The organism is Bacillus cereus, from assembly GCF_002564555.1.
GTDB lineage: Bacteria > Bacillota > Bacilli > Bacillales > Bacillaceae_G > Bacillus_A > Bacillus_A cereus_K.
In genome coordinates this window covers 43121-70041 of record NZ_NUVD01000104.1, presented here as the reverse complement: position 1 = coordinate 70041, position 26921 = coordinate 43121, and the positions used below count along the sequence as shown (strand labels likewise).

Below are 26921 nucleotides of genomic sequence, written 5' to 3'. Positions count from 1 at the left end.
ACTATTATCCGTTTCTTTTTAAATCTTCTTCTAAATTTTCTATTTGCTGCATTGTATCTCCTTTTATTAAAGAGAAATCAGTTGCATCTTCAGTATTTTCTTTAAAGAATTCATCATTATAATCTTTTATCATTACAATCACCTCTACGTGCTAGTGTAGGAATGATTGTCCAATTTTATTCAGCCTTCTCCAAATTATGTATAGATGAAAAGGACAGAAAAACGATTCTGTCCTTACTTACTAAAATAACTATGATGTATCGTTAAATTATATACATTTTCAAAGTCTCGATCTTGAAGATTATTTTTCTTACCGTCAATAACGATAAAAACATCACTCACTATTTTGGCAGGAATAATTCCGACGTTTTCTACTTGTACCGCTTTTTGCTCATTCAATTGTTCGATATGTTCTAACGGTACAATCATACTAAATTGCGAGCGGATACTACGAAAGTTAGTATTTAATTCTTTAGCTGCTTCAAATACAACAATTTTCGCACCAATTTTTTCTCCATATGAATCTAAAAATGCGTTTAAACTTTTTGTGTATTCCTCTTCAGTATGCCATTCCATCGTTCCAAATGCTGTTGGATTAATATTTTGAATAATATTCGTGTATATTTCTCCTCTTGCTTTTGAAGCGATTAATGACCGTTTTATCGATTGAACAGTTTTGCCTATATCGCTAAATTTCGCGCCCCATATTTCTGAAATGTTAGGTGTCAATATGAACGCAACATCAACAAAAATAACCATTGCGGTGAACATTAAAAGATTTTTCCAGAGGGTTAAATCGATTCCTTTTATCATGAAATATACTGTTACTGATATAATAAATAACCCATACCATGTTTTTCGAATTCGTTGCTTCTTCTCTTCGTACAATTCTTCATTTTTCCAATAAAAGAAAACGAGTACTGCAAATACAACTGCAAGGATACATAAACCAATTCGAATGTTAGAGACCATCAATCACATCACCCTCCATTCAAAAACTGCTCACGATAACATTACATGCATGAACTGTCAGCATTATGACAAAAGACATGGACAACCTTCTAAATTTTATTTCAAAGCATAAACATAAGAAAGGAAACCACGTCTTTTATCGTGAATCTACATTGTATAGGTAGACAAGCTTATATTTCAAATCACTATGTTAAAATGCAATATGTTTTGGAATCTCGCCCTCAGGTACTTCTCCATCCATACTTAAATAATAATGACGAATCGGACGTAAATTTTCGTCTAATTCATATACAAGCGGAATGCTAGTTGGAATATTTAATGAAACCACTCCATCATTTGAAAGATTGTCTAAGTATTTCACTAGTGAGCGAATTGTGTTACCGTGTGATGAAATAATTACTTTTTCACCACTTTTTAATGCCGGTGCAATTTCTGAATGCCAATAAGCAAGCACTCTCTTCTCCGTATCCTCTAAGCATTCAGTTAACGGAAATTCACCTTTTTTGAGTGCTTTATATCTTGGATCGTTCGCCTCATATCGAGTATCGTCTTCAGTGAGCGCAGGCGGTCTCACATCAATACTACGTCTCCAAATATGAACTTGTTCTTCGCCATATTTTTTTGCGGTTTCATCTTTATTCAATCCTTGTAGTGCTCCGTAATGTCTTTCATTTAATTTCCATGATTTATGTATAGGCACCCAAGTGAAATCCATTTCATGTAGAACAATCCATAAAGTCCGGATTGCTCGTTTTAATACAGATGTATAAGCGATGTCGAAAGTATATCCATTTTTCTTTAATATTGCACCTGCTTCTCTCGCTTCACTTAATCCATTCTCTGATAAATCTACATCTGTCCATCCAGTAAAGCGATTTTCAAGATTCCATAAACTTTGTCCGTGACGAATAAGTACAAGTTTTATCATTATAATTCCCCTCTCGGAAATGTGAATTTTACTATTACTTTGAGCGCACATATAAAGTTTTTGGTAATGTGAATTTTTTATCCATACATACTATGATTTTATACATATTTGCCAAATACATGGATAAATTTTGTTCTTTTTCAAACTATAAAGACAGACATTTTCTCATGCTTTTTAATCGACTGGTATTTCGCGTTTCGATATCCATGCATCAAAACCTGAACGGCTATTTGCCATTTCATTCATAACTTGATGCCAATGTTCTTCGCACGATTCACCAAATTTTGAAAAAATAGCATCCATTTGTTTTCTTTGAACATCACTCAGTTTTCTCTCTAAATCTGCACCTTTTTCTGTTAAGGATAGCTGTTTCACACGACGATCATGTGTAGCTTCATTACTTTCAATAAGTCCCTTTTCCACAAGTTGACGTAATGGTCCGTGAAGAGCTTGTTTACTTATTTCTAATAATGATAATAGTTCATTTACACTAAGTCCTGGAAAACGTGCGATAAAAAATAAGATTCGGTGATGTACTCGCTGTATACCATACTCTTTTATAATTTCATCTGGCTTTTCAGTAAAAGTTTTATATGCAAAGTAAAATAATGCTAATGCCTCATTCATTTGTTCTTCTTTATGTTGTGTCATCTACTTTCCCCCTGTATGTAAATTATACCACAATCTAATAATGAATATTTTGATTCAGGCACTTGATCTTTTAAGTTTGTTTAATAGTTAATTACAATAACCTAACACAACTAGGAGATGATTCACATGAAAATTCAATATACTGTAAGTACATATTTACTAGATCGACTATATGAATTAGGAATTGAGCATATATTTGGTGTCCCTGGCGATTATAATCTTGCCTTCTTGGATGATGTAATTGCACATGAAAATCTAGAATGGATTGGTAACTGTAATGAATTAAACGCGGCATATGCAGCTGATGGATATGCCCGCATAAAAGGAGTCGCTGCTCTCATTACAACTTTCGGCGTCGGAGAATTAAGTGCTATTAACGGCATCGCTGGTTCATATGCAGAAAACGTACCAGTTATAAAAATCACTGGTACACCAACAACAAATGTAATGGAGAATGGCAAACTCGTGCACCATACATTAGGGGATGGAAAGTTCGATCACTTTTCCAATATGTATCGAGAGATTACAGTTGCGCAAACAAATTTAACCCCTGAGCATGCCGCTGAAGAAATTGACCGTGTACTTCGTGCATGTTGGAATGAAAAACGTCCTGTTCATATTAATTTACCGATTGATGTATATAATAAACCCATTAATAAACCTATGGAACCAATCTTATATAAACCGATTTTAAGTAATAAAGAAGCAATGGATAAAATGCTTATACATGCCACTTCAAAAATAAATAGTGCCAAAAAACCTGTTATTTTAGCTGATTTTGAAGTGGATCGATTTCAAGCTAAAGAATATTTACATCAATTCGTAGAAAAAACTGGGTTTCCTATCGCAACATTAAGTATGGGAAAAGGAATATTCCCTGAAAAACACCCTCAATTTATAGGGGTTTATACTGGCGATGTTAGTTCAGCATACTTGCGAAAAAGAATTGATGAATCTGACTGTATTATTAGTATAGGTGTGAAATTAACTGATACTATTACCGGCGGCTTTACACAAGGTTTTACGAAAGAACAAGTTATAGAAATTCATCCCTATACTGTGAAAATTATAGATAAAAAATATGGGCCAGTTATAATGAAAGATGTTTTACAACATTTAAGTGATTCAGTAGAACATCGCAGCGAGGAAATTCTTGAAATTCAGCCTTTTATTTCGGCATCATCATCAATCACTGAAGAGTTCCTTCCTAAAAAACAAATCGTTACTCAAAAACGATTTTGGCAGCAAATGTATCACTTTTTAAAAGAAAACGACGTCTTAATTGCAGAGCAAGGAACACCATTCTTTGGTAGTTCATCTGTACCTTTACCTAACAACACTACATTTGTAGGACAACCATTGTGGGGATCTATCGGCTATACACTGCCTGCTCTACTTGGTACACAGCTCTCTGATTTATCACGTCGTAACATATTAATTATTGGTGATGGCTCTTTCCAATTAACTGTTCAAGAGTTATCCACTATGTTACGTCATAATTTAAAACCAATTATATTTTTAATCAATAACAACGGATACACTGTTGAACGTGCAATTCACGGCCAAAACCAATCATATAATGATATACAAATGTGGAAATATAATAAACTGACAAACGTATTCGGTTCAGAAGAAAAAAGCCTTACATTTAAAGTAGAAAATGAAACAGAGTTAGCAGAAGTCTTAGCTAGAATAACTATTAATACAGATCGACTTATCTTTATTGAAGTTGTAATGAGCCAAGGAGATCAGCCTGAATTATTAGCTAAACTCGGTGAAAGATTCGGCAAGCAAAATTCTTAATATAAAAAATGCAGCCTATTTATATAACTGGTAGTATAAAACTTGTTTTGACACTCAAAATACATAAGAAAAAGGATGGCAAATGCCATCTTTACCTTTATAGCTTTTGTAGCAATAAAGGTTTTAATATGCTTATCTAATATCCTTGTTCCACCAAAATCATCCTCATAAAAACCTGTTATAACAAAACCCGCTTCAATTTGACCTTGGATTTGGTCTTCTAGAGTATGCGCGTATTCTATTGTTTGATTTGAATTGATGTACTCCTGAACGTCATCCTCTGGTAAATAATCCAATGTTGATGAAGGTATTGAATGTTTAACATCAAGAATACCTTTTTGTTCTTGGTTATCATCAAAAATCCATAATAACGGATTTGTAAATCCAGAAATAAGAATACCTTTATTCTTTAAAACCCTTGAAACTTCATTCCATACAAGATGAACATCTTTTACAAGCAAATTAGAAACAGGATTTATAACAATATCAAAATATTCATCCTCAAAATCACTAAGGTCTGACATATCTCCTTGTACTGTTTTTAAAGTTAAACCATCCCGCTGTGCTACCGTTTCATCTTGTTCCAATTGCTTCTTAGATATATCAGTAACTGTTACATCTGCTCCAGCAGCAGCTAGAACCGGTGCTTGTTGTCCTCCACCTGACGCTAAGCAAAGTATCTTTAATCCATCTAATGACTTTGGAAACCAATCTCTAGGAACTGATTTTTCCGTAGTAACTGTAATCTCCCATTCACCTGATTTGCTTTTCTCAATAACCTTGCTACTTACAGGTTGTGTGTATCTAGAGCCTTCCTCAACCTTCTTATCCCATGCATTACTGTTTTGTTGTGTAGTATCCATTATGATTATTCCTCCTAACGATCTAGTTGCAATTTAATTGTAAGATTATTAACTATTTATACATTCCCTTTTTCTATTAACCTACTAGATAGTAAATACATAGTTGTCTATATTTATTTTAACAGATAAACGAGTGTAACCATCGGAAAATTCTAAATAGACGTGAAATTAAAACGGCTATTCTATTCACTTAAAATAACGATATTAATTAACAATCCCAAAAATGACATACCAACAAAAAAAGCGTTCCAAACCTGTTGACAGTTGGAACGTCTTTTTAATGTTATTTAATTTTCCAACCTCTTAACTGAACCCATTATACAAATAAACGACGCTTCTTCTTTTTTTATTCAGCAAGCGTTAACTGCCAAGATACTCCATACTTATCATTTAACCAACCAAATTTTTTGCTAAATGGATAGGAACCTAAAGGCATAAGTATTGCTCCATCCTGCGCTAATTTATTAAAGACAATTTCAATTTCTTCTTCCGTCTCACAAGTTACATAAAGAGACATAGCTGGCGTAAATGTAAAATCATGATTTACAAAACTATCAATACACATGAACTCTTGGCCATTTAGTGTAAAAGTTGCATGTATTACAGTTCCCTCTTTACCAGGTCCATTTTCATCGTAACGAGAGATACTTACAATTTCTGATTGATCAAATAGTGACGTATAAAAATTCATCGCTTCCTCGGCTTTGCCCTCAAACATTAAAAACGTAGTAATTTTTTGATTTGTGTTACTCATATAAAGACAGCCCCTTGCTATGTATTTATGCAAAACATACATCGGATAACAAAACCGAACGTATATTCCTGTAAATATATTGTCTATAAAAACGATGCGTTTGTCAATTATCTACTTTCTTATTTCTTCTTAAATAATGCTGTCCAAAGAAATGATTCTCCAAACATTTTATTTGGTTGTTCAATCTGCTTCGTTTTTCTAATTTCAATCACTTCAAAATCTTTAAATATCCCTCTTAATTTTTCTTGCGAATACGCAAGACCTTCATATTTTATTTTTTATTTATTTTTTTAATCATTTTAAATACGGTAAATGAAATTATCAGAACCATGCTTATGATGTAAATGCATAACAACCTAATCATAGAATACAAAAAGAGCCACAAATTTTTGTGACTCCTTTTGCATTAATAATTGTATCCGGAATTTTTATTATATATCGATCTTCCTATCAACAAACGACACATCTCTTCATCCCGATTACCACTTTATAATTTAACGCCCACGTCTTTGCTGGCCTTGCTTTGCACTACTTTTCTTATTGCTTGGCTTATTAAATGATCGGTTGTTATCATTTCTCGAACTATTTCTTGAATCACTTCTTGAGCTATTTCTCGAATCACGTCTTGATTCACTTCTTGAACCTTCACGGCTATCTCTTTGACGATATTGACCTGATTTCTTTGGAGCTGGCTTTGGTACCGGTTTTCCATTTTCATCTACACGTTTTATCTTCGGTTGTTCAATTATTTCTCTTTTCAGTGGTGCACCAAGCGTTTTTTCAATTTCTTCTAAATGTTTTTCATCTTTCGCTGCAACAAACGTAATCGCAATACCTGATCCACCAGCACGTCCTGTTCGGCCAATGCGGTGAATATAGCTTTCTACATCTTCTGGAATATCAAAGTTAAATACGTGCGTTACACCATCTACATCAAGTCCACGAGCTGCTACATCCGTTGCAATTAAGTACTGAATTTTAGCTTCGCGGAAACTCTTCATAACTCTCTCACGTTTCGCTTGAGGTATATCACCATGAAGTTCAGCACAATTATAACCTAGTCCTTTTAAATTATCATACAGCTTACTTGCTCTAACCTTTGTACGACAGAAAATAACAGCTAAAAATGGCTGGTCACGATCCATAACAAAACGAAGTGCATCTGGCTTTGCACGATCTGTCGTCTCAATAACACGCTGTTCAATTGTATCTACCGTTACTTCTTCACTTTGTACTTGAATCATTTGCGGCTCATCCATATAACGCTTCGCCAATTTTTTAATATCTTTTGGCATTGTTGCTGAGAATAACATCGTTTGTTTACTACCAGGTGTCTCATCTAAAATATCTTCAATATCATATAAGAAACCGAAATAAAGCATTTGATCCGCTTCATCTAGTACAATCGTTGAAAGATTACTTAAATCAATTGTTTCACGTCGTATATGATCTAATAATCGTCCTGGTGTCGCAACAACAATATGTGTATTACCTTTTAATTTTCTCAATTGCTGTGCTACATCTTGTCCGCCATAAATCGCTAGTACATTAATATCTTCTCTTTGAACAAGCATTTTTTTAATTTCAGTTGTAATTTGCAGTGCTAGTTCCCTTGTTGGTGCAACAATTAAAGCCTGAACATCACTAGACTCTGGATCGATTTTTTCTAAAATCGGTAACACAAATGCTAACGTTTTACCCGTTCCTGTTTTCGCCTGCCCAATAATATCTTTACCTGACATAATAACAGGAATTGCCTTCTCCTGAATCGGTGTTGCTTCTGTAATTCCATTTTCACGTAATGTATGATTAAAAGTTTCACTAATTCCTAATTCTAAAAAGTTTTTCAAATAGACCACTTCTTTTCCTTATTTTTCACATTAGCTTTCATTGTACCATTTGTTTCACCAAATATGAAAAATAAAAAAATTCTTATCTTCTTTTTTTATATTCATCGTGTACAAGTTGAACGAATTCTTTTTGGTTTTTCTCAGATTTTATTAATGCTTCCATGTTAATAGGAGATAAAATGAACTTTTTAATTTTTCTATTACTCCAAATTAACCTTGTGTACTTCGGATCTTCATGTAGACTTCGAAACCACTCTAATTCACTTAATTTTGCGATATTATATTTTAATTTCATATCATTTCGGGGATAAAACAAAATAATATCTGATATTACATCAAATAATGAATCCATCTTTCCCCTCCTATAACCTCTTTTAAAGTATATATATTCTTCTTTACATATATATTTCCATTTCACGGAAAGATAGCTATAGAGTGATAAAATTGACCACTAAATTAATAAAGATTTTTTGCATATTTTTCTTACTATATTTTCAATCAAATTTATGATGGAACTAATCCATTTATGAAAGAAGCTACTATTATAAAAGAAAATATGAAATGAAGTTTAAGGATCATATATTTACTCCTATAAAGTGAGTGACAACCATATCACCAAAACCACAGTCTAGACACATAGTACTCTTCTTTCAAATTTGATATGTTTTTCTTTTTATACATAAAAAAAGAGCGAATCCACATTCGCTCCTTTCTACATATTTATGGCGCAAAGCTTATCATCCAACCTAACATAAATCCAAATACTGCAAACAGTATCATAAAAACAAATAAACTACATGCCCACAATGCATATTTTCGACTTTTTCTTTTTGTGATCATGCCTACGACTGAACATAACAATCCAACTCCAACTATTTGCCGAAAACCTTCGCCTATAAATGTTTCTTGACTAAGCAATGTAATGTTCAAATACAATAACGCTAGAAAGGCAATAATTAATGAAATAGTCCCCATCCACGTTTCCTGTTTATAACTATGATTCTTTCTTTTTTTTAAGAATGCCAATTCCATAATCTCGCTTCACCTACTTTCAAGTTTCTAACTTTTTCATGACTCATCAATTTTTCAACTTCACCTTTAGGACCAGTTACAACTGCCCCGTATGTTTTTACCCCGTTTTTTTCAAGAAAAGAAATACGCTTTGACAACTCTAAAGTTTTCGCTCTAGATAGCTTCACCGCTAAATTTTCATGCTTCTGTAATGACTTTAACACACCAATAAATTGTTCCTCATGAGGTGAATCACTTACAAAAGGACCACTTAAACTTGAAATCATATCTGCCGGAAAACCAATCGGAGCAACATACAGACCCTCATCATTCTTTTGTTTCTCCTCTAACCCTGTATTCACGGCATACCATACAATATCAATAGTAGGAAACATGTTCTCTACCTCTTGTACACTTAATAATTCTCTAAAAGATATAAATGCTTCTACTACAGATTCTTGTGGAAGACCTTTTAATACTTGCGCTTCTTCGCTACTACTATAAGACACATTATAATTATTAGGATGAGATAATACCTCGTTATCTATATATTGGACTTCTGGAATTTTTTCATCTGTTGTATATTCACGGCTTACTTTTGTTGCTTTACTTAATAAATAATTTGTTTTCTCTTCACCTATTCGAATATCTTTCTTCCCTACTCTTTTATACAAATCAAAATTTAATTGTAAACTAAGCGGTAACAATGTTTGCTCCATATCTCTTTCTTTCATATATACATTGGGTTCCGTTACACTTAACGTTTGATTTACTACATCCCGTATCTCCATTGCGTTTGTAGGTGCAAATACATAGTATAAGAGTGTAGATACATATAAAATAGGTTGAATAAGTAATAAAAAAGTAAATACAATTAAAACGTTCGTAATACGTGCTCTTTTTTTTCCTATTTTCAACACTTGCTCCTGTTTTCCATCAGGAAGAGAAGCAGGCCTTTGATGAAGAGCTTCTTGTAACAAGTCTTTATAATCTTCTTGTTCAGAATGAGGTTTATCATTTGTCATTTTGACTCTTTTCCTCCTTTAACAATTGTTTTAATCTCTTTCTCCCACGAAATATGTGACTTTTATACGTGTTTAACTTTAAATCTAATACAGAAGCACCCTCTTCGTACGTTAATTGATGTACGTCACATAATAAAATAGCTTGTGCCTCTACCAATGGTAAAGTATGAATAATCTGAATTAATTTTTCATAACTATTTTTTGCGACTACATACTCCTCTGTAGATTCACCTGCTTGTACTGTCTCTAATTCCTCCGTTCCTACAAAAGCTACTTTTTTCTCTTTTCTAACAAAATCAATAAACGTATGATATGCCACTTTAAAAAGCCATGATTTTACCTTTTGGTTTTCATAGTCTTCTAAATAAAGGTACGCCCGATAAAAAGTCTCCTGCATCAAGTCCTCCGCTACGTGATGGCTTCGAGAAAGGGAAAATAAATACCGGTACACATCGTTTATATAAAGCTTATATATTTCTTCAATTTCCATCCCCCTCCTCCTTTCATATATAACACGAATAAGTGCGTTAATAAGTTGCATTATTTTTCCTTTTCATATTTTTTATTTATTAAAAAAGAAATAATCTTTATACATTCCAATAACCATTTACAAACGAAACACTTTGACTCGTTGCATAACCAACATTCTATTATTTTGAACAGGTAATTTCCTATCTTTATGGAAATATACAATAAGAAAAGCAATAAAATTGATTATCCGCTCAATTCTTTGTCCATCCTTTTAAAAAATCTATGTTTTTGTAAAAGGAGTGTTTATATGGAGAAACAGACGCTTTGGAAAAAGTTCAAAAAAAGCTCAGCAGATCTCGGTAAATCTAGCGTATATGAAAGTATTATCTTATTCTACACAATGAAAAAGAAAGGGTTACCTACTAAAGCGAAATTCATAATACTAGCCGCTTTATCCTATTACGTATTAACAATCGATTTCATTCCAGATATCGCTGCTATTATTGGGATTGGCTTATTAGATGATGTTTTAGCGATCGCTGTAGCGCATAAATATGTTATGAGACATGCGGATTCTGAAATTAGAACAAAGAGTAAAATGAAAATGGAGTCACTATTTACTTCCACACAAACATAATGAAAGAGGAGCTAATATAATTTCACTTAGCTCCTCTTTTATTATGTTTTAAAATACTATTTCACTTCATTCGCCACAAAAAATTGCTCACATACACTCGATATACGCTGCAAGTCCACATTTCCACCAGATATAACCGCTACTACTTTTTTCCCTTTAATATATTGATCAACTTTTCCTGCAAGAAGTGCAGCAGTAGCTAATGCGCCCGCACCTTCTACAACAGCTTTTCCACGTTGTAATAAGTCTTTCATCGCTACTTCCAGCTCTTTTTCTGATACTGTTACAATATCATTTACTAATTCTTTTACAACTTCAAACGTTAAATCCCCTGGTATTTTAACAGCACAACCATCTGCTATAGTCGGTGCCTCATAATGTTCTACGATTGTCCCTTTATCATAAGATGCCTTCATTCCATGAACATTGTCTGCTTGGACACCAATTATATTGATTGATGGATTAAAAGATTTTAATGCTACAGCTATACCTGAAATAATCCCTCCTCCGCCAATAGGTACAATAACAGTATCGACATCCCACATGTCATCAAGAATATCTAATCCAATTGTACCTTGACCAGCCATTACCTCTACATCATCATATGGATGCAAGTATGTTTCACCTGTTTCCCTTATAATTTCCTCACACTTTTCCTTTGCATCATCGAAGGTTTCACCAAATAAAATAACTTCTGATCCATATCCTCTAGTTGCTTCAACTTTCGCCTGAGGTGCAGAAATTGGCATAACAATTTTACTCTTAATGCCAAGTAAATGAGCGGATAAAGCAACTCCTTGTGCATGATTACCTGCGGAACAAGCAATTACCCCTCTCTCTTTTTCTTGATCTGTCAGCTGCGACATTTTATTAAACGCACCACGGAATTTAAAAGAACCCGTTAATTGCATATTTTCTAATTTCAAATGAATTTCTCCGCCTGTCTTACTAGTCAAATAAAAAGATTTAACTAATGGTGTTTTTCTAGCATTTCTATCTAGAATGGTTTGAGCTTTTTTAATGTCTGCTATATGTAATGGTAGTTTTTTAGTTATCATACTAACACCTCTTCTAATGATTTATAATCTACTGTATGTCTCATTTCTAAGTTTTCGTAAGTAAGAATCCCTTTATACGCAACCAATTATGTTACAAAATCATTCCTCATATATGTACGCCATTCTTTAAAGTACACATATGCAAACAATTCAACATCCTCTTCATATCCCGTTCTTTGTATTGATTCAGGCATGCAATTTGGATCCAGTTATTCTTTTGTAAATACGCTGATTCATAATGGACAATATATCCTTGTAACGCTAATGCATCGCCTACTACTTTAGAACACTGCCTTTCGTTTAATTGAATCGTAAGAACAATTTGAGCGGCATGTTCTTTAGGTGAAACTAGCTTTAATCCCATAGTAGTAATAGCTTTTTCAAGATAAGCATACGTCTCTATTATTTTTTCAAATGCCTTTCCATCTTCAAATTTCTTGATTGCTTCTTGTAATGCATACATTAAATTCCATGAATGCGAATATGGAATACTATCATTCATTTCATACATACCAATGTCCATATACACGGGTATTGCTTCGTTTTTCTCCATAATATGATTATGAAAAACGAAAGATAATCCTGTATATGATTTAATTGCTTTTCCGCTAACTCCACTTGCAAAATATACATTCTTCAAATCTATTGGTATTGCTCCAATTGAGCTTATACAATCTACACATAGTTTCACTTGATATTTTTTACAAAGAGCATTTAGCTCGTCTAAATTATTTAACATTCCCGTTGATGTTTCATGATGAACAAACCAAAGCCATTCATAATTTCCACTTGCAATTATTTTTTCTAATTCAGTATGTACAAACGGCTCTCCCATTTGTTTGCTATACGTATCAAAACTTAAATGTGCGCGTTTTGCCTGCTCAATTAATCTATTACCAAACTCTCCATTCGCTAAAACTAGACCTATACCTTTTAAAGAACGTAATTGTAAAGCAATTGCATCATTCGCTAACGTCCCTGTTCCTAACATAATTTGTACATGTTGTGCTTTTGTCATTTGAAGTAATCGTTTCTTTACATTGTCCATCGTCACTTGAAATGACTTAGAGCGATGCAAAATAGGCTTAGCAGAAAATGCCTTTTGAACATTGTCTTCAATATCAACTGGACCAGGTAAAAATGTAAATTCTTTCGTCATAATACCTCCAACACTCGACTCTTCGAACATAATCGGTGTAACATACATTGGCTGAAAAGCTGCTTCTTCTGTACCAACTAACGTATGGAAAGATTTGAATCCCATTTGCTCATATAAAGGTAGTTCACGTGTTGTAGCTGAAATGAGTGCCAATTCATATCCATTTAGAAGCAAATAACGATGTAGAAAACGAATTAATCCTAACAACGCTCTTCCATTTCTATATTCACGTTCTACTGAAAGTAAACGAATTTCATATACATTTTCACCATATTCTTGTAAATAATCATCTAAATTTGAGACTTTATAATCTAACGAGAATGGTCGTTTTCCCCGCACTGCGACCATACCTACTAATCTATCCTCATCTAAACAAATCAAATATGTATTTTCTTCATGAAACCGATCTATACGAAAACGTTCTTTCGTTTCTTCATGTTGCGGAATCTCTTCTACAAATGTTTTATAGTTCAATTTATGTATACTTTCAAATTCCCAATCTTGATCAGCAACCTTATAAATTAACCCCATGTCCTATCCACCTTCTTTCTCTACTTATCGCTCACTTTTTCTGTAATAAAAATCATAAGTGGAGATTGCCCCCACTTATTAAAAGTTCATTTCATTCTCGATTTACATATAGAATAAGTACAATAATAAGCGCACTTAAAATAGTCGTAACAATAGAGTAGGAATAAAAAATCATGCAAATTGGCAAACAAGCGATTGTTATTAACCCTGGTTTCGTAAATCCTTTAAATATTAAATAAAATAGGACAAAAACACCAATAAGAGTAAGCGCTATCAAATAATCAAATGCGATTAACCCTCCAATAAATGTTGAAATGCCTTTTCCGCCCTTTCCTTTAAACAAAATCGGGTAAATATGTCCAATTATAACGGCCAATAATGTTAACATTACGAATGTAGAATCTTCAAAAAAGTATTTTGCTATATACACTACAATTGCACCTTTGATCGCATCACCTAAAAATGTAGCGACGAAATACCATTTTCCATATACTCGCCCCATATTTCTTGCGCCAGGATTTCCACTTCCTTCATCACGAATATCAACATCATGTCTCCATTTCGTTAATAAATAAGCGGTCAATATGTTTCCAAATAAATAAGAAGCCATTACATACAGAAACTGCATACTATTAATCATGTAATCATTCACTTTCTACATGGGAATACTTATACAATATTCAAATACTATACATATTGTACTTTTCTTACTCTACATCCCTTCATACATTTTAACATCATATTTTTACAAATCATACAAGAATTCTCATTTTAGGTAGTATTGACGATAGAGAAAGAGAATCTGCTTACTACGCTATTTACCGAACGAATGGAAAAAATGAAGTGGATATTCAAAATCCAGAGAATTTACTTACTACTGTCAGAAAAACAAAACTTGGAGAAAATCATGTAGATAAAACGTTATATTCGAAAGGACACATACACATGTAGTTCCCCTATTTGGTTGATCGCATAATGAAAGTGTTACTCCTAGTAAACCTACTATAAAAGCAAAATCTGTAATTTCTATCGAAAATAAAAAGAGATCCCTCAAAAAAGCTACAGCTACCAGCTTTTCCAAGGAAATCTCTCTTATTTATTCTTAAACTTCTCTGTTGCTGCTCTCATCTTCACATTCAAATCGTGATCAATGGAGTCACGAATATCTCGCTCGACTATTTCCATTTCTTTTTGGAAGTTTTGCAAATAAACTTTTAACTCTTCTTCTTTTTCAGGACGTTGCGACGGTGGTAATTGTACCACTAATGATAACATCGCTGTTAAGTCTTTCATTAAGAACGTTTCTAGTTTATGTTGTTGTTCAAACATACGTTGTTCTTGATAGTATGGAAGTGCATTTAATACTGAAATTGTAATTTCATCAACCGTTCTTTGTAAGGAAGGATTAATGGATCGTTTATATGCTTGAATTGTATTCAACGCATCTGGATATCGATCGTAAAAATACAATTTATAAAACGATAAGTCTGTCGGTTTTACTGTTTGCTGCGATTCTTGCCTCAAGAAATCTTTCACTTTCATCGCGGCCACATCGATATCTTCATTTGTAAGCTTTTTCGTTGTTTTTGCCATTACATGCACTTTTTTCTGTTTTTCTTTCGGTAACATCGAGAATACTTGCTCTCTCGTACGTTGGCCTGAAGCACAGAAAAGAGTGTTTAATGTATGTTGTTCTTTCTTCCCTTCAGTACGAATCCAGCGATAAAAAAGTGGATGTTGCGTAAATTCTTGTAGAAACGGTGTTGATTTGTTCGATAACTTCTCTAAAGAATCTTGTGCTCTTTTATATGGTTTCGTCCATGAAAAATACAGTTTACGTCCGAAATATACAACTAAAACAACGACAGTAAATGCGATTAAAAGTAATGTACCCAATAGTACTAATACTGTTTGAATAAAACTCATTTTTTCACCTCCTCTATAATCCGCTATTTCCTTGGATGTTGAATGAGTTTCTGCTTCATTTCATCATTAAATGTGTCTAGTTCAATGACGAATTTCTTACTAGACTCGATAATACGTTCTGACGATTTCTCAGATGCTTCAATAGCCGCAAATACATTTTGGAATGATTCACGTAATTTATCCATGCTAATAGCAGGATTTTCAAGTAGTTTTGTTGTTTCTTCTGTATTTTGTTTTAACGCTTGAGAGTTACTTAATACCATTGATTCAATCGCTTCATTCGTCGCATTAACTGCATCAATTGTTTTACGTTGATTCGTTAATGCTAACTGAATTGCAGCTGATACTGTTACAACGTTTTGCGTCATCGTAATTGCATTACGAATTGCCTCTGTTAATTTTTCGTTATTTTTCTTAATGATGTCTACAGATGCGATAGATTGTAATAATACACTTTTTGCTTGCTGCATATTACGTGTACGTACTAGTATCTTTTCTAATGCATCGTTAATTAACGGAATATCCCTTTGACGATCTGGGTTTTGTTTCTCAGCTTCAAGCATGCCAGCAAGTTTTCTTCCTAAGTATACTTGTTTATCAAGAGCGTGAATTTTATCATGCGATTGCTCTTTTAACATTTCAAGGCCAACTGTATCTTCTTGTAAGTTGTCACGGCCGATTAGAAGGGACCTTATAATCTCTTCAATTTGCTTATCTATAGATTGGTATTTATGCGCATATGTTTCAAGTGGATTTTTCTTAAATACTTTAAACATTATTTTCTTCATACCACTTGCTTTTAAGGAATTCGGATCGAGTTCAGATACCACTTTTCGTAACTCTAACAATGTATTTGGAATTTCTTCATTTTCCCCATTCATCATCGCTGTTACAGGACGTTTTAACGCTGATAACGTTTGTCCGGCTGCTTGTTGCTCTTTATCCCCTAAATCTCCTAGCTGAGACAATACTTTTGACAAATCCGTATTTTGCTCGCTATTTAACTTTTGTACATAAAGATCAGCTTCTTTATTCAGTTCCTCTAGTTCTTCATCTTTTATAACTGTATCCACTACTTCTTCTACATTTTTGTCTTTCACAATCGATACAGGTTCTTTTTTCTCGAGTTCAGTCAACAAAATCGCTCCTTTATTTATATGTGCGAATTTATTTGCACTATATTTCATTTAATTTATCGTATTTCATGTACAATCAGTCTGTTTGAAATCGATTTTTCAAGAAATATCTGCTTATGCAGTCATTCCCTGTTTCTTAGTATAAGTATACCTGTTATCCACATTATTTTCCTCAGACTTAAGACCTAGAGAACAACATGCTGAAGGCGGATTCTTCATATGTTCCTTATATAATTTACGTTCTTACTATAATACTGTACTCATTTTTTTGACACCTGTACTCTTTCAGTGTGATAATTATATTACGTTCATTACTATTTATTCTTCCGTGCTACAAACGCTCCCTTTTGAAACGCTAATAACACCGTTTCAAACATTTCATCTTCTTCGATCATTTTTATAAATTCAGCTAATTCACTCGCATGAGAAGTTGCATTATCAACAACAAGAAGACCTTTTGGTTGTAACATACGTTTAATATGTTCAAACCACCACATGTATTGCGTACGCTCTGAATCTAGGAAAATAAAATCAAATGAATGGTCTAGTTGGGAATCTAAAAATGCACCTGCTTCTTGGTTATGAACATCGATTCTTTGTAAAAGGTTTGCCTTTTCAAAATTAACAAGTGCCTCTCCAACTCGTTCTGAAGAAAGCTCTACAGTTGTTACATTTCCATTTGTTTCTTCTACCGCATTTGCTATCCACAACGTAGAATAACCATTAGAAGTTCCAATTTCTAAAATATTTCTTGCATGACACCCTTTTACTAAAATTGATAAAAATTGCCCCATCTCACGAGAAACATTCCGTAATTTTTCTTCCCGTGTTTTTTTATTCCGATCATGCTCTTCTCCATATTGTTCAAGTTGCAATAATAATGTATCTACTGTATCCATTTTTTTCATCGCCTTTCCAAGCAATATGATGAAAAAGCTCTTGCTGCCCGTCTACTTTTTATTATATGCGAAACGAAAACCTTTTTCCCGTTATATGACAAAGATTTATAATTTTTTATAGCATATTGTTTCGTTTTTTGGTAAAGTTAATTTCTACGTGCAATTATTCCATTCATATTATTTTTCATAAAAATTGCAGTTATAAAATAATATAAACCCCATTTAAATGAATCGGTATTTCAAATTCAATTAAGCGCCCTTTTCGGACGCATTTTCTTTTGTTTATATATTTTTAGAAGAAAGGATGCTTATAAATGAACGTGATTAGCTTAGATGCTGCTAGAAAGCGAAAGCAACATAAAAAATTAATGATTACTATACCGATTATTTCACGTATTTATGAAGAAGACGGGGAAATTAAATTTGAGGTAGCCGGCGAAAAAGATGTACCTCTTGAAATGTTAGAAAAGTAATAAAATAAAGACGCATTTCTGTGAAATGCGTCTTTATTTTATATTTCCCCATTTAAATGCATAAGTTTTTCAGGATTAACCATCATATAAATGTTTGAAATTTTCTCATCCTCAAATGCAAATGAAAGTACATAAGTCACTTTATTATTTATTAAAACTATAACTCCTGGTGTACCATTTACCTTTTTGAATTCAACTGTATACTCTTCTATCAATCGTTTTGCAATTCCAAAGAACAAACGTATAATTTTATCCGCAGAATAAATGGGATTAATAGCAGTTGTAACTTTACCGCCACCATCTGCTTTGAATATCGCATCTGTTTTTAATACCTCTAACATGCCTTGTTCATCCCCACACTGTAATGATGATACAAACTTTTCAACATAAGCAGCCATTTTCTTCGTGCTTAATTTTGATTGCCTCGGTTTATCTAAAATACTTTTTCGTGCACGTTGAAAAATCTTCCGGCAATTCCCACTACTCTTATCAACAATTGAAGCTATTTCTTCGTAGTCATAACTGAAAACCTCTCTTAATATGAAAACAATCCTTTCTACTTCAGATAACTGTTGTAAAAGCAAAAGGTATGCCGTGGACAGAGATTCTTTCATTACAAATGACTCTGCTGGCTCATTACTCCCTTCCACAAGTGGCTCTGGTAACCACATCCCTACATATACGTTACGTTTATGCGCTGCCGAACGTAATTTATCAATTGAACGATTTGTCGCCATTTTACATAAATAGGCTTTCATATTTTCTATAGATTGAACATCTTCTATATTATTTAGCGAGATAAATACGTCATGAACGATATCCTCAGCGTCCATAACACTCCCAAGGATTCTATATGCTAATGAAAACAATAATGGCTGATACGCTTCATACAATCGCTCCCTTTCCATGATGTATAGCCTCACTTTCTAATTGCTTTATAATGTGTAACGCTGCACGTTTCCCGCTCGCTACCGCAGCATCAGCTAATATTTCATCATGCCCAGCCCAATCTCCTGCTACATAAACACCTGGCATTTCAGGGATATTAGGACCTGGGCTTTCAACTCGGTCAATATGAGGAAAATCATGTACTACTGTTATTTTCGGTAAATATTGTTTTGCAACAACTTCTCTTTCCCAATTAGGGTGTAACAACTCCATCGTTTTTTCTAACAGTTCTTTATCATCATTAAAATGATTTATCTCTACCACAGGATTATGGTACTTAATTAAACTCACTACACTGACTCCATCTTCACTTAATTTAGCTGCTCTTGATTGATTCGTATAAAATATTGGTTGATCTAACCCCAATGCAAATTGATGTGTAGGATTGGGTAAGCGTCTCAAACCAATATCTAATGCAGCGACGGTAACCGGTACCGATTGTTCACTCCATCTATACAGACGTGTTCCTTCTGCACCTTTTATCATTTTACAAGCCTCTTTCGGTGGAGTTGTTACAATGACTGCATCTGCTTCAAATAATTCATCGTCAAAACAATGTATTCTTTGTTTATCTTCGCAATGCTCTATTTCTAAAACATGTTTATTAGCCAAAAATTGCACTCCGGCATGATTCGCTATTTCTCTTAACTTTGTTATGATCGTCTCCCAACCACCATCTACATAAAAGACTCCTTCTTTCATAGAAAGCTGTATTTGCTTTAATACTGAAGAGGCTACTTGTATTACAGGTGCAAACGTATATGTTGTTGTTCGGCATAGCGCATAAAATATATTACGAACCATTGGATCTTTTATTTCATTTTCTGCCCATGTAGATAAACTCATTTTTGGAACTTCTCCTACATTTAAATTCCCTAAACGAATCATAAGACGAGAGAATTCGACTTTTGCAGCCCACGAAAGTAGTGGTGTTGATAAAATAGAGCGAAAATCCGTTGGAATGGTGAATATATCCCCCTTCCATATTCCATGTGCTTTTGTAGATGGTATTCCGCCCGGAAGATTCATACCAAGCTCATTAAAAGTTAAAAAAGCTGCCCCTCCTTTATATAACGCATGTGCACCAAGGTTCATGCAAACGCCATTTTTATTTATAGTTATCCCTCGACCACCAAAGCGACTGGACTTTTCTAATACAATAACTTTTCTTCCAGCTTTCGCTAAATATATAGATGCTGTTAACCCAGCAAGCCCGCCGCCAACAATTGCTACATCAAAACTATGCATAATAAAATCCCTCCTTACCCGTTCTACATACAAGACGAACGAGTAAGAAGGGATGTGACATTCAGTTACACATAATTTATTTCTCCTAACCACTTTATTGCAGGATCAACTGTCAAACAGTGGTTTAAAACTAATTTATATTCCTTAAAGTGTTGGTGAACATTTTCTGGAATAGTAACAGTTACAACTTCTACAAACTAACTTATTTACATAATAATATTATTTTCTAATCAATTACATGCTGATGCCAAATTTCTCTTTCTTCTTCACTCATTCCTCCTATTATTTTTGAAAAATCTATTTTTCTATCAAATGAGTCTTTTAACATATAAAACTGTTCAAACGATCCTGTAAATATTTCTAATGAATGAGAACAACCTATCGTTTCAAGGTTATCAATTGTTGCGCCATCTAATTCTAATTCCTTTAGTCCTTTCATTTTACCTAATGCCGCTCCATCCTTTACCTTCGTATCTGTCAACTTTATATTTTGAATTGAAGCATTGTGTTGAATGCAATATAAATTAGCAATGATGCTATTTTCAAATTCAATTGTTATTAACTTATTTAAATTTTGCAAAACAAGCAAATCCAATTCACTAACATTTTCTAAACCTAAAATATACAAATGCTTTAAAGTATCTACTTTCGAAATTGCATAGAGCTGCTCGTGATTTGAAATATGTACAGTAAGCGATTCTAACTTTTGAAACTGCGGTAGCAACGAATAATCTTTAATATCTGTATTTGAAATATCTAATTTTTTTAATGATGGCATTTCTACAAGTGCCGATAGATTATTTACACTCGTTTTCTTAATATTCATTTCTTCTAAGTGCTGCAAATGTAATATTGGTGTTAAATCTTGAACCGGATTATTAACTAAATATAACTTCTTTAAAGAATTCATTCGTTCTAATCCTGTTAAATCTTTAATTTCATTTCCAGATAAAATTAGTTCTCTCACCTCCGTACACATCTGTAATGGACTTATATCTACTAACTCATTTCCACCTAAATATAATCTCTTTTCTCTTATAAATTTACTCGCACGTTCATGAGATCCCACGATGTTTTTCCACTTTTCATTTAAACTACCATACCAATCTTTAACGTTATTTTCAGATTGAAATATAAAATTAGGATGTAAAACAGGTAATTCAATATTAAATAAAGCGTCTAAAAAATGTATATTTTCGTTAGCCCCATAACTCCAATATAAATAATCTTCCTCTTGGTAAATGGTGAAATTTTTATCTCTTAGCGTTTGTAAAATAAATAGTAATAAATCTGAAATTCGATTTGCAATAACATATTTCACTTCTTCATCTCGTCCAAAATTAATAACTTGTCCTATTTTCCCCTTTTCATCCGGATCAACATCTATTCCTATATTGTTACCGCCATAATCTTTACTAATAGGTATCCAATTGTAATTCACATATCTTTCTTTAATATATTCTGCTGGTATTGAAAATGAATCAAAATTAAAAAACGCATCATCTTCAATACTTTTCCATACTCTCCACTCATCCAAAACCTCGTCTAACGAGAGCAATGGCAAACCAAAAAATAACCCTGGTCCAGATTTAGCCTCACCATTATGCGCGAGATAAAGCATACGTAATTCATCTGGAAACGAAATCCCCATTTCACTTTCGACACATTGAATTTCTTCTATTGTTGCAGGCTCATTCAAAAATGGTTTAAAGTGATTTTTCAATTCAACTTCTAACTCTTTTAAAATAGTATTATTCATTTTACACACTCCCCTTGTATTTCATAATAAATAAGCGCTATCAATTACATTAATTGTAATTAATAGCGCTTTTTTTCGCAACGAAACTAATTTTATACTATTTCTTCTTAATCCAATCCTACTGTACACAAACTAACATTATGATTATTTAACAAGCTAAAAGCATCGGCCCTTTCACATTTCAATAACTAGACTCATACCCTAATTTCAGATTGCATGAAAATATAAGAAAGGCAGGTAATACAATTGACTTCTAATATTGACTACACCTCCCCCTCAACCAACTTCACTCATGACTTGAGTAAAAGTAATTTTTTTAAGAAAGATGCCCAAAATTATATAAACTTACTTGGCATAAAACAATTAAATACTTTAGAAAATACTTCTTTATTAGATATTTATTTAAGTACAGGTAATGTTGTAGAACCAGATATTCATCAAAATGCAGCTGAGCTTGTTTACTGTATTTCAGGATCTGCTGTTGTTTCTTTACTTAATCCTTTTACAAACAAAATATTAAACTTACCGATAAAACCAGGGCAAGTTGCCAACATTCCACAGGCATGGTGGCATTATGAAATTGCTACAGCAGATAATACTCATTTATTAGCTATTTTCGATGCTCCAACCCCAGAAGTTATTTTCGGTTCTGATATTTTAAGATTAACTCCATCAAACATTATGGCCCATACTTACTGTCTCGATGAACAACAATGGAAACAAGCCATTTCTCCAATTCAATCTACTACAGTAATTGGTCCACCAGCAAACTGTAATCAAAATCGTGGAATGATAAACCAAGCAACTCAATCTCCACCTCAACAACAAAATTTATATTACCAAGATTCATACTATTTCCCACCATATTGGGGCTACTGATTTAAGTCATTTCTATTAGAAAACTATAATTCATCTCCTTGGAAAATACCTTGGAGATTTTTGTATTGTATATCCCCATTACATATTCTCAAACGTAACAATTAATAGAGTACAAACATATACTATTTATATATTTAATTGGAGGTGATGATACTATGAGTAATTATAGCAACTATCGAAAAAACAATTCTAATGACAAAAATAGTAGTTCTTCAACTTCTTCTCAATCTTCCAATTCTCAGTCGCAAAAAGATTTAGCTCAACAAGGCTATGTAAAGAAAAAAGGATGTAACTGTAATAAAAATAAGTAAAACATTTCAAAAACACCATATTCAGCCATAAAAATTAATACTATTTTTATAAAATGCACCTATAGGATAGACACTAAAAAGTCTATTCTATAGGATATTTCTTGTATAATGAGAGAGAATTGAGATTGTAAAAGGTTGAAAATGACAATTTTTTTTACAAAAAGAGATATTCAAATTCTATCAAATAACCCATACATAAAATCTGTAAGTCAGAGAGGTATGTAAAGAAGATGACTCCTCCAGTATACAAAAATCATCTTCTTGATGTTGCCTAATTTTTTTCAAAATGTCCTTTACAAAGGGTACAGATTATTAGTAGTATTCCTTTTTGAATTTTTTCAAAGTTCAAACTTCAATCTAGCACGCTAAGAATAAAATTATCTATATTAGTATACAAATTGTATAAATGCTAGAACTATATCCTAAAATTATAACCGTATCTAAATACACCTAATTCCATTAGGTACTCAAGTACAATTATTTAACAGAAAAGGCGCAATCATTAAGATTACGCCTTTTCTTCTTAATATAGTAACATTCTCTTGTACCTAAAGAATAGTTACCCCTCCACTCGCATAACCAGCTGCACTCGCAACTACCGTTAGACCTGTAGAAGTCATAGAGTAAACCATTAACAAACGTGTCTCTGGAGTTACTGGTATCGATAATCCAGTTGTGATACCCTTGGTAATCGTACCAAGAGCAGCAAGACTCGTTAAACCGGGTGTTAGCGTTACAATAGCACCTGGTATTGCTGTGAAGGTATTATCAGGTGTTGTAGATTGATATAACTGCGCCGTAATGTTAACAGTTCCTAATGCAGCAATTACGGCCACCGTTACACTAAAGTATGCTGCAATAGAATCAATTGTCCCAGCACGCGGTGCAGAAAAGGCCATATTAAGAAGTGTTCCAGCTGCACCTGTTAAATCAACTGTTGAACCCAGTGCAAATACAGTAGGCGCAGAAAATCCAAATCCGACAAGCCCAATAGTACCAGCTAATCCATTTGCGAGCGATGTTAACGCAAGAGGTTCCCCCGACGCATATGGAATAATAGCTCCATGGCCTGTCGCTCCTGTTGCTCCTGTTGCTCCCGTTGCTCCTGTTGCTCCTGCTCCTGGAGTAGCACCAATTAGTTGAACTAATAAGTTTAATAGAATGTTTAAACATGCAGGATCAATAATTAATGAAAAGAAGAATGGTGCAAGGGCACTGTAGAATTGTTGTAACAAGGAAAGTAATTCACTTAAGTTTGGATTAGGAGATTGTAATACAGTAATGATACTTTGAATTAATTGTTTTAAATAATTACCTTCTGGAGAAGGTGCTAATTCATTTAGTAAATTCAGTAGTTGCGTAAACAAATCAAGTAAAGCTAATCTGTTTGTGTTACTTGGATCTGCAAAAAACGCTGCAATAGCCGAAATTAAAGAATTTAGTATAGTTTTTAATCGTCCTAATTGCTCGTTAGTAATTGGAACTGTTTGTGGATTATTACAACAATCTGGTGTAAAAACTATCGGATTGCAATGATTATGACCAAAGCAATTATTATGTGTCATTTATTTCCTCCTTATTTATTTTGTATTTGAGTGTTTTCCTATTTTAAGAACGATATGAAGTGTAGTTAAAAAAAGGATTTGTTTTATATGTTTAACTTAAAATAGAAAACATGAATTATAATTAAACTTTAAAACATTATTTAATTATGTTCATAACTCACATATTAATTATATGTTTTTAGTAATAGACTGCTTAGATTAATCACCTAAACTTAAGAGTTTATTTTATTTTTCCACATTTATCTCTTAGGTCCAAACACACATTTTAATTTGAATATAAAAACTCAAATTAACTATTAGCATATATTCCGCAAGTAACAACACCACTTTTTACATATAAGTAAAGATTATTTCTTTATTTATATTGGATTTACCCTATAAACATGAAGCCGTTTCTATTTTAGAAAATTCCCATACAATATAATGGACAAGCTATTCTATACTTCGATCTAATAGAATATGAAAAGGAGTGAAATAAAATGTTGACACTCAAATGAGTGTCTTTTTTCTAGATTACAAAAATAAAAACCATCTCTTATAGATGGTTTTATCATTACGCATTTCTTTATGTTTTTAAAGCAGCAGCAAACTTATGAAGCTGGATAATAAATGGTCATACTTAACCGAGTTAATGTTCTTCCTGAATTATTATAAGAGTGAGGTCTATCCGCCTTAAAGCGAATTGAATCTCCACTATTTAATTTATATTGACCATCACTTACTTCAATTGTTAATTCTCCTTCAAACACCGTTATAAATTCTTCAGTACCTTCTTTATGTGCTTCTGAACTTAATTTTCCTTCTGTTTCAATTTCAACCGTGTAGATTTCAAAATGTCTATCACCTTGGAAAGGAAAAGAAGGATATACTTTATATCTTCCATTGTCTTCAGATAATACTTGAATATCATTTCGTAGAACAACTATTGTATCCGGCTGCGGATTATTGATTAAAGAAGTAAAAGACACTTTCAACCCATTGGCAATTTTCCATATTGTTGTTAGTGTCGGGCTTGATTCTCCTCTTTCAATTTGTCCAATCATCGTTTTACTCACACCTGTTAATTGAGAAACCTTTTCTAAACTCAATTTTTCTTTTTCTCGTATTGTTTTTAAATTTTTCGCCAGAATAAGTTGAATTTCTTCCATAAAAATACTCCTATACTACATACAATATAACGACCATTATGTATAATAAAAAGCACACGTTATATTATTCTTTTCGGTCATTATAACACACGTTAATTTTTAGGGGGTTTTGAAATGCCTATATTTTCTTTTCTATTATTTGTTTTTATAAGTAGCTTCACACCAGGCCCTAACAATTTTCTAGCTATGACATTTTCCAATCAACATGGGCTAAAAAAGAGCATGAAATTTTGCTTTGGAGTAGCTTTCGGTTTTTTCATACTCACCTCTTTATGTAGTTTCTTTAATATTTTACTAATTAATATCCTTCCAATAATCGAATTCCCATTAAAAATTTTAGGTGTAGCGTACATGCTATATTTAGCTTTTAAAATACTTACTAGTAAAGGTAGTACTGATCCCGATAAAAAAAATAATAAAAACTTATTTACAGTGGGGATTTTCCTTCAATTTGTAAATCCTAAAGGAATATTATTCGGACTGACTGTAGTATCGACTTTTATTCTCCCTTACTACAATTCATATTCAAGCTTTTTACTTTTCTCATTATTTTTAGGTATAGTCGGTTTAATGAGTACATTTAGTTGGAGCCTATTTGGTTCCATGTTCCAAAAAGTTTTATTAAAACATAATCAATTATTTAACATCATTATGGCCATTTTATTAATTTTCAGTGCTGTTTCAATCGTTATACACTAACTTCTGTATTGATTTGGAGCACTACTTTAAAGTATTCTTTTTTGTTCTTGAATAACGCTTTTATTATATCTTCTATTTAACATCAGTTGTACAATGCAAAACATCCTAATATTGTGCATCCTATCACTGTATATTAAGAACCACACTCAGTTAGGTTGAAATTTTTAGTGAAAGCCTATTTGGATAGAAATGTTTGCAAATATAAAAAATGAGGTTT

General features: G+C 32.9%; 28 protein-coding genes and 2 pseudogenes. 7 read left to right on the top strand and 23 right to left on the bottom strand.

Annotation, left to right across the window (positions count from 1 at the left end; all coding sequences use genetic code 11):
• Window positions 1–4 precede the first annotated feature (4 nt).
• From COI75_RS23820 to COI75_RS23805, 4 genes are all read right to left on the bottom strand, one after another.
• A complete protein-coding gene (locus COI75_RS23820) occupies window positions 5–133 on the bottom strand; it encodes a hypothetical protein (protein ID WP_000588717.1) in 129 nt (42 codons plus the stop codon).
• Window positions 134–234: 101 nt separating this feature from the next.
• Window positions 235–972 carry a type II toxin-antitoxin system SpoIISA family toxin gene (locus tag COI75_RS23815; protein WP_000254398.1) on the bottom strand — a complete coding sequence of 246 codons (738 nt, stop codon included), beginning with the start codon at window positions 970–972 and terminating at the stop codon, window positions 235–237.
• Between the two features lie 190 nt (window positions 973–1162).
• Entirely contained in the window at window positions 1163–1900 is a 738-nt protein-coding gene (gene gpmA, locus COI75_RS23810; RefSeq protein ID WP_000594135.1) for a 2,3-diphosphoglycerate-dependent phosphoglycerate mutase, read from the bottom strand.
• A gap of 174 nt (window positions 1901–2074) precedes the next feature.
• Window positions 2075–2551 (bottom strand): MarR family winged helix-turn-helix transcriptional regulator, encoded by a 477-nt coding sequence (locus COI75_RS23805; RefSeq protein WP_000191906.1) that lies wholly within the window; start codon window positions 2549–2551, stop codon window positions 2075–2077.
• A gap of 126 nt (window positions 2552–2677) precedes the next feature.
• Between COI75_RS23805 and COI75_RS23800 the strand changes: the two genes are divergently transcribed.
• Complete coding sequence (locus COI75_RS23800; protein ID WP_000701818.1) at window positions 2678–4354, top strand: alpha-keto acid decarboxylase family protein; 1677 nt, start codon at window positions 2678–2680, stop codon at window positions 4352–4354.
• Here COI75_RS23800 and COI75_RS23795 read toward each other — a convergent pair.
• The 8 genes and pseudogenes from COI75_RS23795 to COI75_RS23750 form a co-directional block, all read right to left on the bottom strand.
• Entirely contained in the window at window positions 4351–5217 is an 867-nt protein-coding gene (locus COI75_RS23795; RefSeq protein WP_000381797.1) for a class I SAM-dependent methyltransferase, read from the bottom strand. The genes COI75_RS23800 and COI75_RS23795 overlap by 4 nt on opposite strands.
• 346 nt (window positions 5218–5563) lie before the next feature.
• Window positions 5564–5971, bottom strand: a complete 408-nt coding sequence (locus tag COI75_RS23790; RefSeq protein ID WP_000072489.1) for a VOC family protein — start codon at window positions 5969–5971, stop codon at window positions 5564–5566.
• A 119-nt stretch (window positions 5972–6090) separates the two neighbouring features.
• Window positions 6091–6234: pseudogene (locus tag COI75_RS23785) on the bottom strand (SAM-dependent methyltransferase); the annotation flags it as partial.
• Window positions 6235–6465: 231 nt separating this feature from the next.
• Window positions 6466–7830, bottom strand: coding sequence for a DEAD/DEAH box helicase (locus tag COI75_RS23780; protein WP_002095638.1), 1365 nt, complete (start codon window positions 7828–7830; stop codon window positions 6466–6468).
• Between the two features lie 73 nt (window positions 7831–7903).
• Complete coding sequence (locus COI75_RS23775; protein WP_000377651.1) at window positions 7904–8173, bottom strand: hypothetical protein; 270 nt, start codon at window positions 8171–8173, stop codon at window positions 7904–7906.
• A 368-nt stretch (window positions 8174–8541) separates the two neighbouring features.
• A complete protein-coding gene (locus COI75_RS23760; RefSeq protein ID WP_000417674.1) occupies window positions 8542–8853 on the bottom strand; it encodes a hypothetical protein in 312 nt (103 codons plus the stop codon).
• Window positions 8835–9857 (bottom strand): anti-sigma factor, encoded by a 1023-nt coding sequence (locus COI75_RS23755; protein WP_000180333.1) that lies wholly within the window; start codon window positions 9855–9857, stop codon window positions 8835–8837. Before COI75_RS23755 ends, COI75_RS23760 begins: the two co-directional genes overlap by 19 nt.
• Window positions 9847–10347: a sigma-70 family RNA polymerase sigma factor gene (locus COI75_RS23750; RefSeq protein WP_000401917.1), complete on the bottom strand. Its 501-nt coding sequence runs from the start codon at window positions 10345–10347 to the stop codon at window positions 9847–9849. The genes COI75_RS23755 and COI75_RS23750 overlap by 11 nt, the downstream gene beginning before the upstream one ends.
• 288 nt (window positions 10348–10635) lie before the next feature.
• Here COI75_RS23750 and COI75_RS23745 point away from each other — a divergent pair, with 288 nt between their 5' ends.
• Window positions 10636–10965, top strand: coding sequence for a YkvA family protein (locus COI75_RS23745; protein ID WP_000415062.1), 330 nt, complete (start codon window positions 10636–10638; stop codon window positions 10963–10965).
• Between the two features lie 56 nt (window positions 10966–11021).
• Here the strand turns inward: COI75_RS23745 and tdcB are convergent, their stop codons facing one another.
• The 3 genes from tdcB to plsY form a co-directional block, all read right to left on the bottom strand.
• A complete protein-coding gene (gene tdcB / locus COI75_RS23740) occupies window positions 11022–12023 on the bottom strand; it encodes a bifunctional threonine ammonia-lyase/L-serine ammonia-lyase TdcB (protein ID WP_000628899.1) in 1002 nt (333 codons plus the stop codon).
• A 106-nt stretch (window positions 12024–12129) separates the two neighbouring features.
• Window positions 12130–13713, bottom strand: a complete 1584-nt coding sequence (locus COI75_RS23735) for an aminotransferase class V-fold PLP-dependent enzyme (protein ID WP_000523054.1) — start codon at window positions 13711–13713, stop codon at window positions 12130–12132.
• A 91-nt stretch (window positions 13714–13804) separates the two neighbouring features.
• A complete protein-coding gene (gene plsY / locus COI75_RS23730) occupies window positions 13805–14353 on the bottom strand; it encodes a glycerol-3-phosphate 1-O-acyltransferase PlsY (protein ID WP_000610881.1) in 549 nt (182 codons plus the stop codon).
• Window positions 14354–14478: 125 nt separating this feature from the next.
• On the opposite strand from plsY, the pseudogene COI75_RS27470 reads away from it, so the two are divergent.
• Window positions 14479–14681, top strand: a pseudogene (locus COI75_RS27470) (glycoside hydrolase family 10 protein); the annotation flags it as partial.
• A 124-nt stretch (window positions 14682–14805) separates the two neighbouring features.
• On the opposite strand, the gene COI75_RS23720 reads toward COI75_RS27470, so the two are convergent.
• The 3 genes from COI75_RS23720 to COI75_RS23710 form a co-directional block, all read right to left on the bottom strand.
• On the bottom strand, window positions 14806–15639 hold the full coding sequence (locus COI75_RS23720) for a DUF3974 domain-containing protein (RefSeq protein ID WP_000008391.1): 834 nt from the start codon (window positions 15637–15639) through the stop codon (window positions 14806–14808).
• 23 nt (window positions 15640–15662) lie between these two features.
• Entirely contained in the window at window positions 15663–16775 is a 1113-nt protein-coding gene (locus tag COI75_RS23715; RefSeq protein ID WP_141535148.1) for a toxic anion resistance protein, read from the bottom strand.
• Window positions 16776–17089: 314 nt separating this feature from the next.
• Window positions 17090–17683 carry an O-methyltransferase gene (locus COI75_RS23710; RefSeq protein WP_002095642.1) on the bottom strand — a complete coding sequence of 198 codons (594 nt, stop codon included), beginning with the start codon at window positions 17681–17683 and terminating at the stop codon, window positions 17090–17092.
• Between the two features lie 305 nt (window positions 17684–17988).
• On the opposite strand from COI75_RS23710, the gene COI75_RS27075 reads away from it, so the two are divergent.
• On the top strand, window positions 17989–18147 hold the full coding sequence (locus tag COI75_RS27075) for a hypothetical protein (RefSeq protein ID WP_001100983.1): 159 nt from the start codon (window positions 17989–17991) through the stop codon (window positions 18145–18147).
• A gap of 38 nt (window positions 18148–18185) precedes the next feature.
• Here the strand turns inward: COI75_RS27075 and COI75_RS23695 are convergent, their stop codons facing one another.
• The 3 genes from COI75_RS23695 to COI75_RS23685 form a co-directional block, all read right to left on the bottom strand.
• Window positions 18186–19055 carry a sigma-70 family RNA polymerase sigma factor gene (locus COI75_RS23695; protein WP_002095643.1) on the bottom strand — a complete coding sequence of 290 codons (870 nt, stop codon included), beginning with the start codon at window positions 19053–19055 and terminating at the stop codon, window positions 18186–18188.
• The gene (locus COI75_RS23690) at window positions 19033–20343 is read right to left on the bottom strand and encodes a phytoene desaturase family protein (protein ID WP_098448664.1); all 1311 of its coding nucleotides are present in this window, start codon (window positions 20341–20343) and stop codon (window positions 19033–19035) included. Before COI75_RS23690 ends, COI75_RS23695 begins: the two co-directional genes overlap by 23 nt.
• A 226-nt stretch (window positions 20344–20569) precedes the next feature.
• The gene (locus COI75_RS23685) at window positions 20570–22102 is read right to left on the bottom strand and encodes an SMI1/KNR4 family protein (protein ID WP_001066348.1); all 1533 of its coding nucleotides are present in this window, start codon (window positions 22100–22102) and stop codon (window positions 20570–20572) included.
• A 246-nt stretch (window positions 22103–22348) separates the two neighbouring features.
• Here COI75_RS23685 and COI75_RS23680 point away from each other — a divergent pair, with 246 nt between their 5' ends.
• The gene (locus tag COI75_RS23680; RefSeq protein ID WP_098448663.1) at window positions 22349–22981 is read left to right on the top strand and encodes a cupin domain-containing protein; all 633 of its coding nucleotides are present in this window, start codon (window positions 22349–22351) and stop codon (window positions 22979–22981) included.
• Window positions 22982–23136: 155 nt separating this feature from the next.
• A complete protein-coding gene (locus COI75_RS27070; protein ID WP_002095645.1) occupies window positions 23137–23292 on the top strand; it encodes a hypothetical protein in 156 nt (51 codons plus the stop codon).
• A gap of 548 nt (window positions 23293–23840) precedes the next feature.
• On the opposite strand, the gene COI75_RS23675 is transcribed toward COI75_RS27070, so the two are convergent.
• Both COI75_RS23675 and COI75_RS23670 read right to left on the bottom strand, forming a co-directional pair.
• The gene (locus COI75_RS23675; RefSeq protein WP_098448662.1) at window positions 23841–24857 is read right to left on the bottom strand and encodes an exosporium glycoprotein BclB-related protein; all 1017 of its coding nucleotides are present in this window, start codon (window positions 24855–24857) and stop codon (window positions 23841–23843) included.
• A 590-nt stretch (window positions 24858–25447) separates the two neighbouring features.
• Window positions 25448–26005 carry a helix-turn-helix domain-containing protein gene (locus COI75_RS23670; RefSeq protein WP_000391307.1) on the bottom strand — a complete coding sequence of 186 codons (558 nt, stop codon included), beginning with the start codon at window positions 26003–26005 and terminating at the stop codon, window positions 25448–25450.
• A 114-nt stretch (window positions 26006–26119) separates the two neighbouring features.
• Between COI75_RS23670 and COI75_RS23665 the strand changes: the two genes are divergently transcribed.
• On the top strand, window positions 26120–26704 hold the full coding sequence (locus tag COI75_RS23665) for a LysE family translocator (protein ID WP_001121264.1): 585 nt from the start codon (window positions 26120–26122) through the stop codon (window positions 26702–26704).
• The last annotated feature ends 217 nt before the right edge of the window (window positions 26705–26921 follow it).